Below are 11,227 nucleotides of genomic sequence, written 5' to 3' on the forward strand. Positions count from 1 at the left end.
CATGACGAGCGATGCGCGTGAAATAGCACGACAGCTGCTGTCGCGCAGCGGCTATTCGACAGTGCAGGTCGACGATCCCGGCACCTCGACGCACGTCGGGGCCCCGGTTCCCGTCGCCGAATTCTCGCCTCCACCGCGGAGTCGCACTGTAGGAAGCGGCTTGCTCGATCACCCGGACATCGTGTCCACGGTCGCGCAATTCGACGGCGTCGACGCAATGTTCGCGTCGCTGGGGGTGCCCAATCCCCTCTACCTGGAGCATGAAGGCACGAGCGGCGCAGTAATCCGACAACTCGACCGAGACATGCTCAACTTCGGCTGCTTCAACTACCTGGGACTGAGCAACGACGCCAGGGTCGCGGACGCAGCCAAAGCCGCCATCGACGAGTACGGCACCTCGGTATCGGCCAGCCGCATCGTGTCGGGTCAGATTCCGCTGTACGCGAGGTTCGAATCACGGATCGCCGAGATCTACGACGTCGACGACGCCGTAGTCACGACGAGCGGCTACCTCACCAATGCTGCAGCGGTGGGGTATCTGCTCGGCCGCGGGGATCTGGCCGTATGCGACGCTCTGGTGCACAGCAGCATCGTGTCCGGCACCGAGTGGGCTGGGTGCCGTCGAGTCACGTTCCGACACAACGACCCCGCTGCGCTCGAAGCGATACTGAAGATGTCTAGGGCGGGATTCACACGGGCAATGGTCATCCTCGAAAGCCACTACAGCATGGACGGTGACGTCGCTCTTCTTCCACAACTCGTCGCAGTCGCGCGCAAGTACGACTGCGCGGTGATGATCGACGAGGCCCATTCGTTCGGGGTGCTCGGGGAGCGAGGTCATGGAATCAGGGACCTCTACGGCTTGTCCGGGGACGCGGTCGATGTGTGGATGGGGACCATGTCCAAGGCACTCGGCAGCGTTGGCGGGTTCATCGCAGGAAGCCGAGAACTGGTTCGCGCATTCAAGTACTCAGCGCCCGGGCTCAGTATGTTCGCGACCGCGCCTGCGCCTGCATCGATCGCCGCGGCGCTCGCGAGTATCGACATCATCGACGCCGAACCGGACAGAATCGCGCGATTGCAATCTCGCGCCCAGTACGCCTTCGCGAAGGCTCAGGCACTCGGACTGTCGACAGGACTGGCCGAGGGCACTCCGATTCTGCCGATCATCGTTTCGGACACCCAGAAGGCGGTCATCGCACAAGTGACTCTGCTGGAAGCGGGCGTGAACGTCAACGCGATCACGTACCCCTCGGTTCCACTCGGCGAAGAGCGTCTTCGCTTGTTCATCTCCAGCGAGCACACGATCGAGCAGATCGACACAGCGTTGATCGAGATCGCAAGTGTCCTGGACAAGTTGTAGCGGTAGGTTCGCTGGTCGACACCCCTCACGGACAGTTGAATCGTGGATCAATTTCTCGATCGAATCACACTGCGAGCGAACGACTTGCAGCCCTCTCGCTTCGTTCGGGCGGTGCCGACAATCATGACGCCCGGCAGCCTCGACGGCGGGAACGTATCGGTGTATGGTCTGCACACGACGCAGCTGACCAGCGGCAACGGGGGTCCCGCTCAGGCCGCGCGGTCACTTGTGAACCCGGAGCCGCGCACCACGACCCCGCTTCTCGACGAACCCCTCGTTCAACGACCGAACAGGACGTCCATTGCACAAGGCTTCGACATCGATATCGACACCTCACTCACGTAACCGACTGGTGGAAGCCATCATCGGGCGCGCTCGTCTCGTCGTCGCCACCTCCATCGCCGTCGTCCTCGCGGCTGGAATCTGGGGCGCGGGCGTGCTGTCCGATCTCAGCCTCGGTGGATATTCCGATCCTGGCAGCGAAGCGGCGCAGGTCGACGATATAGTCGACGCCGAATTCGGCCGTACCGCACCCGATATAGCGATCGTCTACACGCCTCGAGACGGCCGATCGATCGACGACATCCGTGGCGTCGTCGAAGCCAACCTCTCCGAGATCGACGCATCCCTTCTCGTACGAGCTCCGTTGACGTACTGGAACGTGCCGCCTGCCTTCGCTGAGGGGCTGGCGTCGTTCGATCGTCGATCCGTGGTCGCGGTGCTGACTTTCACCGGCAACGAGGATACCCGGGTCAAGTCTTACCGTGACATCAAGGACGCCCGCATGTTGGACGGGATCGATGTCGAATTCGGCGGATTCTCCGCCATCGCCGACGCCTACAACACGCAAGCTCGCGCCGACCTGATCCGGGCCGAGATCATCACCTTCCCGATACTGATGGTGTTGCTGCTCGTCATTTTCGGCGGAATCACCGCTGCCGCAGTTCCGTTGTGCATCGGAGGGTCGAGCATTCTCGCTTCTCTTGCGGTGATGCGAGTACTGACCAACTTCACCGAGGTCAGCATCTTCGCTACCAACATCGCGACGCTGGTCAGTCTCGGTATGGCGGTTGACTACAGCTTGTTCGTGCTGACCCGGTTCCGTGAAGAGCTTCGACGAGGATCTACGCCCGAGGACGCGGTACGACGCACGATGGCGACCGCGGGCCGTACGGTCGCGTTCTCCGGTCTGCTGTTGGTGTGCGGCTTCATCGGGATGTTGATCTTTCCGCAAGCGATGGTTCGTTCGCTCGGTTTCGGCGGCATGGCGGCAGTCGGCGCCGCGGCCTTCGTGTCACTGACCGCGCTCCCAGCAACCCTCATGCTCCTGGGGCATCGAATCAATTCGCTCAGTTGGCGCAAGGGCGCTATCGACCGTGGAGACGAACGTGCAGAACGTTTCTGGGGTTCGGTCGCGAGTCGGGTGATGCGTCGACCGATCCTCGTTGCGGTTGCGATTCTCGCTTTCCTCGCGTTGCTCAGTGCGCCCGTATTCGGGTTGACACTCGGGGACCTCGACCACAAGGGGTTGCCACAGGATGCTCCGGCTCGGATAGCGACCGACAAGCTGTTCTCCGACTTCCCGCTTGCCAATTCCGGAGTCACCATCATGGTGCAATCGGCAGAGGGTGGGTCACCGGATCCATTGGCCGTGCAGGAGGTCTCGAACGAGGTGGCAAGCCAGAACGGGATCGCAGCCGCGGCGCCGGCAGGCGAAGCCGAGAACTTTGCGGTGGTGCGCGCCATCCTGTCCTCCCCCGACCGCACAGAAGGTGCACTCGCAGCGGTGGATTCCATTCGCGAGATCACCCCGCCGGACGGCACCGTGATCCGGGTCGGCGGACCGACCGCGCTCAGCCAGGACGGAATCTCTGCCATCTACGACACGATTCCATGGATGTTCGCGATCATGATCGCGTCCACCTTCGTCGTCACCACCGCCGCTTTCAGGTCGATAGTGCTGTCCGTCAAGGCAATTTTCATGGCGATGGTCAGCCTGGCTGCCACCTTCGGTGTGCTGACCTGGATCTTCGACGACGGCCACGGAGCCGGTGTCCTCGGCATCACCCCGGGCCCGGTCCAAGCCACGATGAGCATCTTGATCCTCGCTGTCGTGTTCGGGCTCTCCACCGACTACGAGATCTTCCTACTTTCCCGCATCGTCGAAGCTCACGATCGCGGTGCGTCTACACGAGAGGCGGTCAGAATCGGGGCTGCCCGCACCGGACGGGTCGTCACCGCAGCAGCCCTTCTGCTGATCACGGTGACTGCGGCCTTTTCCCTGTCCGAACTTTCGATGATGCGCTTGTTGGGCATCGGCGTCATCGTCGGTCTGATCCTCGACGCGACAGTGGTCCGGATGCTGCTCGTCCCTGCCCTCGTCGCTCTGATGGGCAACGCCAATTGGTGGTTGCACCCCTCGTCGTCCACACCCGAATCCGACCAGGTTTTACAGGACAAGGACAGCGCGCATGCCGGTTGACATCAGAGTCGCGACGAGGTCCGACATCAAGGAGATGTCGTCGATGATGGCTCGAGCTTTTCACTCCGACGATCCGGTGAGCGCGTACTTCTTCCCCAACGACCGACGCCGGCCGAAGATGCAGCGGCGGATGATGTCCGCACTCATACGGCACCGCTATCTACCAGTCGGCGGAGCGGAAATCGCGGTCCTCGACGGAAAGATCGTCGGCGTGAGCCTGTGGCATCCCCACGATGCTCCTCGAGTCGAATGGTGGCGGGGTCTTGTTGCGGGTCCGCACCTGCTGTGGGCTATGGGTCGGGGGGTGCGAGCCGGCATCGAGATGGACCGGATGCTCGATGCAGGCGCTCCCGACGACGACGCCGTGCTGTGGGTCTATCTGGGAGTCGAACCGACAGCGCATCGGTCCGGCGTCGGTGCGGCGCTGTCGCAGGCGATCTTCGACCGCGTCGACCGCGAAGGCCGGACAATGTTCGGCGTCTGCAAGAGAGGCAACGTCCCGTTCTGGACTGCAATGGGATTTACCCCGGTAGGGACCGCCACAATCGGCCCCAAGGGACCCGTGGTGCACCGGCTGAACCGTCCGGCCGCTGCCCGACGAGCAGAGCAGTGAAGCGAAGGTCCACAGCATGGTCTCGATGGGTGAGGTGTGCTCGTACAAGGCGTAGGCGACTGCCTGCATGACGCATCGGGGTCACTCACAACCGTTCGTTTGGCTATGTCCACTGCCGTCTGGCCCTAAGGTGACGATTCGACCTGGCTCCGGTGAGCTGATCTCTGTTGATGGTTTGCCCTGGTTGACGAGGCTCATCCGTTGAGACGAAACATATTGGAGGCAACGACGCCGGCGGCCCGCTCGATGCTGCGGTGCGCGTCATCTGTCGATGTGTCGAGCACGTGTGACTCGTAGCTACCCATAGATGCGAACTGGTGCCACATCGTGATGATCGGCTGCTCGTCGACGAGCGCGTGGGGAACAGTTCGCGCCTGAGCGCGCGCCAGTGTGATGTCGCGATCGGGGCGCAGTACGACGTAGTGGACGTCTATATCGGGCGCATGGTAGCGGAAGTGCTGGAGCATCCACGGCCCAACAATGCCGTCGAGCACCATTGTGAATCTGCCTGCAGCATAGGCGAATGAGGCTCCGGCGATGACATTCATGACTGTCTGGTTTTGGGCGGCGGATGCTGGCTCGTAGGGCGGGATCGCGCCAGCGACTATGTAGTGCCAGAAGTCGTCAGTGTGTAGGTGCACCCCTCGCTCGAAGTTTCGGGCGAGCCCATCTGAGACTGTCTAGTGGCCGCTGCTTCGGGATGGGCGAGACAGTTAGAAGGTGAACACGCAGGCCCGCACGCGGCTGTTGATTCTGGCAGAATCAGGCCACTTGGTATCTTTCATTCCCGCAGTAGGAGGATGTCGAATGCGCTGGATGACTCACGGAAAGTGGGGATGCGTCGTTGCCACCGGGTTGCCCCTGGCCGCAGTGCTCCTGATGTACTACGGCTGTGACGGCGCTCATCGAATTTCCCTGATCGTGCTCAATGAAATTCCCTACCCGTGAGCGGTCTTCACTGTAGTGGTTGGCGGGTTCCGGTGGTGGCTTTGCGGAGCTTCTCCGATCTGGCGTTGTGGTCTCGTAGGCGGTAGGAATCGCCGTCGAGGTTGAGCACGACCGATCGATGTAGAAGTCGGTCGAGCATGGCTGCGGCGACGGTGTTGTCTCCGAGCACTTCACCCCAGGATCCGACGCCACGGTTGGTGGTCATCACGATCGATGTCTTCATATACCGTTGCGAGACAACTTGAAACAGCGCTGATGCTGCCTCACCGGGTAGCGGTAGGTATCCGAGTTCGTCGACGACGAGAAGTGTCGGTCCGGCATAGAACCGCATCGTCGTGGCCCACCGGCCCTCCAACGCAGCTCGGTGGCAGCGGGCGGCGAGATCGGCTGCGGTGGTGAAATACGTCCGATACCCAGCGTGTGCTGCGGCTCTCGCCAACCCGACGGACAGGTGCGTCTTCCCGACCCCGGGCGGTCCGATGAGCAGCACGTTCGTCGCTGTTTCGAGGTATCGGCAGGTCGCTAGCTCCTCGATGAGCTTGCGGTCGACACCGGCAGCGGCGTCGTAGTCGAAGTCCTCGAGCGAGGCTGGTGTCGGTAGGCATGCGAACCGAAGTCTTCCGGTCAACCGGCGGGCTTCGGTGGCCTCGACCTCGATCGAGAGCAACCGGTCCAGCGCCGCGGTCATCGACAGTTCCTCGGCTGCGGCTTGGTCGAGGACCGACGGTAGCGCTTCGGCCGCGTCGTGCAGTTTCAGCACTGCGAGATGTCCGCGCAAGCGTTGGTAGAGGCTCGCTGCTTCGGCGGTGTTCGGTGCCGGTATCCGGTCGGTGGATTTGTTGTCGGTCATGACAGGGTGTTCCTTCCGTGCGCGGCGCGTTCGTAGATCGAGAGGTCGTAGACGATTGCATCGCTCGTGTCGGATTCAGTTGCACCACTGCCGGCCTCGTTCAACTCTGCGTGCGTGGGGTGTGCTGTTCCGGTGGCGGTTCGCAGGATGTCCGCTGCAGCGAGAGACTCGGGTCCGGGTGGGATGCGTTCCTTGCGGCGGTGCGGGCGACCGGTGTTGGCGCCGGCCATCGCCGCTTGTTCGAGGGCGTAGATGTGGCCGTGATCGCGGACCATCGCACCGGTTCCGTCTGCTGCCAGCCGGTGTCTGGCGATGGTGATGTTCGAGGGGGTGACGATGTCGATGACATCGGTTCCGAGGACTTGGGTGACCGTCACGGTGGCCGATGCGAGCTCGGGAGGGACGGAGTAGCGGTTGCCGCGATAGGACACCAACGCCTGCCGGGAGACCACTCGTTCGGTGGTCACGATCGCCGGATAGGTGGTCGCTGGCATCGGGTGCAGTCCTTCGGAGGTGGCGAGCGTTGCTACCGATGTTTTGCCGTCTTTCGTCGCTCGCAGACGGGTATCGCCGCGGAGACTACAGAACCGATCGAGGCTGGCTTGGGCTTGCTCGACCGTCAGATCGTCGGCCAGTGTTCTCCACCAACGCTGTGCTGCAGTGTGATTGGACTTCTCTACTGCACCTTTGCGGTTCCCGCGCCTCGGTGGGCAGATCGCGACGGACACACCGTAATGTTTGGCGACGCCGGCGAAGCTGGCGGTGATCCGACCCGATTCGGGAAGACACACGGTCGCCATTCGGTCGAACCGCCACACCCTGCTCACCCCGCCGAGGCCCCGGCAGATCCGGTCGAGCCCGTCGACGACACGCGGCTGAGTCATCTCGGGTGCAAGGATTCCGCGCCATTTCCCCGAGCACGCCAAGGTCCCGACGAACAGATGTGCCATCGATCCCCATCCCCACGAGGCAGGTGGGTTGGGCAGATCGACCCAATCCCATTGTGTCTCTTCACCCGGCGGGTGTTCGATGACAGCGTTGGGTCTTTCGGTGGCGGTCAGGCAGGCTTGGCAGATCGGGCGTAGTCCCAACTCGCGGATCTTGCGGGAGAGCGTTTGATACGACATCGCGTAGCCAAGGTCCTCGAGCTCGTCGCAGAGCGTGCGCACCCACAAGTGGGGGTCGTCGAGTAGCCGTGCGGTGACGTAGGCGAGGAACACCTCGAACGGGTCCGGGATGCTGCGTTTGCGCACTCCGGGGGTGGTGGTGCCGTTCAGATACGACCGGATCGTCTTCGGGTCTCGGCCGGTGTGTCGGGCGATCGCAGCGGTCGTCCACCCGCGTTTCTTCAGGGCCTGTATTTCCACATCTTCCTCCTGTGTAAGCATGAGGAGCGGGTCTCCTTCGATAGCTGGTGTGTGGTCAGAGACCATCAGCTTCGGTGGAGACCCGCCCTCGTTGGCGATGCCACACGGGTAGGGAATTTCGATAAGCGAAACTAGGGAATTTCAGCGAGCGCCGTCAGCTGGGCCGAAGCCGTAACCCTCGCCGTGATAACGATCGTCAGTGCAGCGCTGTACGCCGTGTTCATCGATCGACCTCGCCACCAGCGAGACGAACTGCGCCGGCCGTAACCGATCCGCTCGGCCGCACGTTGACGACATCTCGACACACCACCGCCGCAACATCTCACCGTTGCCACATCGCTACTTACAACGTCGACCGCAAAACAACCCGCCACGTCCCGAATACCAGTCAGCGACACACCGCCGGTCCGGATCCGCATCGCCTGCTTCGCACTGTCACATCCGACAGTTGCTGAGACTCTTCCGTCGTTGACGCCGAATCGACCACGGTCGCGACCGGCTCCGTCGGCATCTCAGTCTGTCCCGCCGGTGAGCGACTGGTCACGAATCGGAAGGCTTGGTTGTGCGTAACTGACTCAAGTGTCGCCTGACCACATTCCTGGCAACCGTCGGCGGCGTCATGTCCGGATGCAGTGTTGCCCTGAGTGCGAGTCCGTCGATCACGGCCGCCAACCTTTCGGTTTCGAGTGCCGTCTCCGCTTCCGAGGCCAACTCGGCTCGCACGACGATCAGCCTGGCCATCGACGATGATCCCGCGAAGAGCCGCCCAGCCGCCGCCGCCAGAACTGGATCGGTACGTCCCGATGTGACGATCTCGAGCCAGACGGTGACCTCCCGACTCGTTCGTTCGTTCAGTGGAAGCAATTCACCCAACATGTCTTCGGCAATCGTGAGACGGTCCTCGTTGCCATCCAACCGATCTCGGTGCGCCTCGATGCGAGCCGAGACTCGATCGATGATCTCGTTCGAGGCGGCGGCGATCAGTTCGTCACGCGCCGGAAAGTAGTGGCGCACAGAACCGATCGCCAAACCTGCTGCGTCGGCTACCGCACGCAGGGTGACCTGTTCGATTCCCGATTCGACAACCACATCGAAGACCGCCTCGAAGATTCTCTGACGCCTCTCGGTGGGATCTACGATTCTCGGCACTGCTCTTTTATAGCAGGCTTGTGCTATTTTCTTATTTAGCACGTTCATGCTTCTAAAGAGGAGATGTTGTGGAGACCGTACTGACCTTGCTGCTCATCCGATTCGCTATCATCGCTGCCTTGGTGACCGTCGTCGCCCTCGCACTCTTCGGTATCGCGGTGCATCTGAAACGACGCGGTAGATGGGATGGCACCAAACAGCGCATCGGACCGATGGCCGTGCGCGCGGCCGATATGTACGCGCGGCGATCCCAGTCCTCCGCCCGCGGGTCATGGACCACCCGGGCCGCGAAATCGGCCGCGAAGCGGCTCGACGAAGACCGAGACCGAGACTGTTCATGACAACGCTCGCGGCCGATGGAGACGAACTGGTGCATCACCTGCTCATCGACTTCATCTGGAAAGTCGGGATAGTCGCCACGTTGCTCCTTGTCGGGATCGCTGCTGCGATCATCATCTGGAAACGCGTGAGGTAGCTCCACAACTGGCCGACGGCCGTTGGAGTGGGTCGAGCTATGTGCGTGAGCCATGACTACCGACGCCGCGGCACGGCCTCACCTACTTTGCCGCGTGCGACGTCCACACTGCTCGTGCCTCCAGCCGATGCACGTAGAGAACCGGCATCACCGCGCGGTGCCCGAGTGCGGTCATGGTGCATACCCCGTCCACGCACGTGGCTGAACCAGGTCGCGATCTTTACATCACTGTCCAACGAAAGGCATTCACACTGCGCGACTTCCAGAATCACCGCCATCGAGACCGGTTGCACGCCTTCCCGACCGGTACAAACGCACCACACAGTCATCCGCGTGGAAATACACCCGCCGCCGACCTACACCGGCAACTCGCACTGACAGCCCGAAGCCGCGTTCCAGCATGACCCCGCCGAACCACTGGCGTACACCACTAAGCCCGTCCGTATGCAAGGCGTGTGGTCATACGGTCAATCTCGAACCCTGCCTACAACGATGCGATTCCCTCCTCGGCGTTTGGCCTCGTACATCGCATCGTCTGCGACGTCGATCAGGGCCCGCACAGTGCGTGGCATGTCTACACCGGATTCGAAATCCTGGATCGGTGCCGACGCGACTCCGATTGAGGCTGACACCGGCGCGCGATCGTCGGCGTTGAAAATTGCCGAGAGGAGAGAACAGGCGAGCTGGCCCGCCCGGTCGGGTTCGCTGACGAGTACCACGACGAACTCTTCGCCGCCCAGGCGCGCGCCGATCGCTTCGTCACCGCACAGACGACGAATGCGAGCAGCTGTATCTCGGAGAACTTCGTCCCCGGTCGCATGACCGAACCTGTCGTTAACCGCTTTGAACGAGTCCAGATCGATGCTGATCGCGGACACGCTGCGGAAGTTCGGCGACTCGCCAGCCTTCGGCCCCTGCAGAAGAACGTTCACAGCCGCGAACAACCCTCGTCGGTTCCGTAGTCCGGTCAAGTGGTCGAAGTACGACCGCGCTGCGTCCTGTCGGAGGCTATCGAAAAAGAAGTGGTTGAGTGGCGAGGCAGCAAACAACACCATAATCACAGCGATCAATGCTGTCAGCGCAGTTAAAGTCTCCTCCGGTTCTGACACGATCACCCGAAAGAAGAGAACTACGACAACACCCAACGACAACAAATGGTGAACCACAAAAGCACGCGGGCCGTGAAACACGTTTGTGTAGTTGCCCGCAGGTGCAAAGAGCATGCCCAGCGCAATTGCTATCGGGGTCTGTGGCAGCGAGAACAACATCGCCGCGATTTCGCTGTCACCCACCGCGACAAACCACCGGGATTGGGTTCTGGTCGGCAACTTTCCTTGCAGCCACCACACGCCGTTCATCAACGAAAGCACGACGACGCAGGCCAAAACCCAACGCGCATAGGGCGCAACCTCACCTCGACTCGAGGCTAGATTCAGCGCGGCAATAAACGCAAACAGCGCAAACGTCGTTGCAATCAGATAGGGCGCGGTACGCAGAACCGGATGGGTGCGGTGATAACTCACCACCCAGTCGTAGTCGACCGCGGCAGACCACCAAACGCGAAGAGCGCCCATCACACGTTCAACCTCGGTTTCGATAGTCGCCGGAAAGCCGTCTTCACGAGGACCCTGACTTATGCTGTCATGCCCGGGTCGATAGCCGGGCCTGCGGATCTCCGACTGAATGCAGGCCGGCGGCACAGCACTGAGGAAGAGGCCGCGCACACATCTCTTTCGTCCCGCTCCGGCTGCCCGCCACCTAAGCCAACGCCCGATCGGGATCGTCGACGTCGAACCGTCCGTGCTTTGCGGCGCTCGAGTCCGTAGATTTCCGACACGTATCGCTCCTACCTCGAGGCCTGCTGTCGCAGGAAGTCTAGATCCCACTCAGCGAGCCGACTTTTATGACGATGTCGTCAAGCAGCTTGTCTGTGACCTATGCCACAGGTGACGATATTGTCATGAACTAGCTGAGGAGTGA

Annotated in this window: 12 protein-coding genes; 7 read left to right on the forward strand and 5 right to left on the reverse strand. The window is 61.8% G+C overall.

Annotated features, from left to right (window positions below):
• The first annotated feature begins 1 nt into the window (after window position 1).
• Genes WDS16_RS16700 through WDS16_RS16715 form a run of 4 tightly spaced genes read left to right on the forward strand, consistent with a single transcriptional unit; the run spans window position 2 to window position 4,458 of the window.
• The gene (locus WDS16_RS16700; protein WP_338886342.1) at window positions 2-1,363 is read left to right on the forward strand and encodes an aminotransferase class I/II-fold pyridoxal phosphate-dependent enzyme; all 1,362 of its coding nucleotides are present in this window, start codon (window positions 2-4) and stop codon (window positions 1,361-1,363) included.
• 42 nt (window positions 1,364-1,405) lie between these two features.
• Window positions 1,406-1,708 carry a hypothetical protein gene (locus WDS16_RS16705; RefSeq protein WP_338886343.1) on the forward strand — a complete coding sequence of 101 codons (303 nt, stop codon included), beginning with the start codon at window positions 1,406-1,408 and terminating at the stop codon, window positions 1,706-1,708.
• A gap of 7 nt (window positions 1,709-1,715) precedes the next feature.
• Window positions 1,716-3,845, forward strand: a complete 2,130-nt coding sequence (locus WDS16_RS16710; protein WP_338886344.1) for an MMPL family transporter — start codon at window positions 1,716-1,718, stop codon at window positions 3,843-3,845.
• Window positions 3,835-4,458: an N-acetyltransferase gene (locus tag WDS16_RS16715; RefSeq protein WP_338886345.1), complete on the forward strand. Its 624-nt coding sequence runs from the start codon at window positions 3,835-3,837 to the stop codon at window positions 4,456-4,458. Before WDS16_RS16710 ends, WDS16_RS16715 begins: the two co-directional genes overlap by 11 nt.
• Before the next feature lie 194 nt (window positions 4,459-4,652).
• Here WDS16_RS16715 and WDS16_RS16720 read toward each other — a convergent pair whose 3' ends face one another.
• Window positions 4,653-5,006, reverse strand: a complete 354-nt coding sequence (locus tag WDS16_RS16720; RefSeq protein ID WP_338886346.1) for a hypothetical protein — start codon at window positions 5,004-5,006, stop codon at window positions 4,653-4,655.
• 259 nt (window positions 5,007-5,265) lie between these two features.
• On the opposite strand from WDS16_RS16720, the gene WDS16_RS16725 reads away from it, so the two are divergent.
• Complete coding sequence (locus WDS16_RS16725; protein ID WP_338886347.1) at window positions 5,266-5,406, forward strand: hypothetical protein; 141 nt, start codon at window positions 5,266-5,268, stop codon at window positions 5,404-5,406.
• A gap of 7 nt (window positions 5,407-5,413) precedes the next feature.
• Here the strand turns inward: WDS16_RS16725 and istB are convergent, their stop codons facing one another.
• From istB to WDS16_RS16740, 3 genes are all read right to left on the reverse strand, one after another.
• Window positions 5,414-6,256, reverse strand: a complete 843-nt coding sequence (istB, locus tag WDS16_RS16730; protein ID WP_338886008.1) for an IS21-like element helper ATPase IstB — start codon at window positions 6,254-6,256, stop codon at window positions 5,414-5,416.
• Window positions 6,253-7,644, reverse strand: a complete 1,392-nt coding sequence (locus tag WDS16_RS16735; RefSeq protein ID WP_338886009.1) for a Mu transposase domain-containing protein — start codon at window positions 7,642-7,644, stop codon at window positions 6,253-6,255. The genes istB and WDS16_RS16735 overlap by 4 nt, the downstream gene beginning before the upstream one ends.
• A gap of 519 nt (window positions 7,645-8,163) precedes the next feature.
• Window positions 8,164-8,772 (reverse strand): TetR/AcrR family transcriptional regulator, encoded by a 609-nt coding sequence (locus WDS16_RS16740; protein WP_338886348.1) that lies wholly within the window; start codon window positions 8,770-8,772, stop codon window positions 8,164-8,166.
• 68 nt (window positions 8,773-8,840) lie between these two features.
• On the opposite strand from WDS16_RS16740, the gene WDS16_RS16745 reads away from it, so the two are divergent.
• Together WDS16_RS16745 and WDS16_RS16750 are read left to right on the forward strand one after the other, a co-directional pair.
• A complete protein-coding gene (locus tag WDS16_RS16745) occupies window positions 8,841-9,113 on the forward strand; it encodes a hypothetical protein (protein WP_338886349.1) in 273 nt (90 codons plus the stop codon).
• Window positions 9,110-9,247, forward strand: a complete 138-nt coding sequence (locus WDS16_RS16750; RefSeq protein ID WP_338886350.1) for a hypothetical protein — start codon at window positions 9,110-9,112, stop codon at window positions 9,245-9,247. Before WDS16_RS16745 ends, WDS16_RS16750 begins: the two co-directional genes overlap by 4 nt.
• A 467-nt stretch (window positions 9,248-9,714) precedes the next feature.
• Here WDS16_RS16750 and WDS16_RS16755 read toward each other — a convergent pair whose 3' ends face one another.
• Entirely contained in the window at window positions 9,715-10,821 is a 1,107-nt protein-coding gene (locus tag WDS16_RS16755) for a GGDEF domain-containing protein (RefSeq protein WP_338886351.1), read from the reverse strand.
• Window positions 10,822-11,227: the final 406 nt, after the last annotated feature.

This window comes from Rhodococcus sovatensis (assembly GCF_037327425.1).
In the GTDB taxonomy this organism is placed as follows: domain Bacteria; phylum Actinomycetota; class Actinomycetes; order Mycobacteriales; family Mycobacteriaceae; genus Rhodococcoides; species Rhodococcoides sovatense.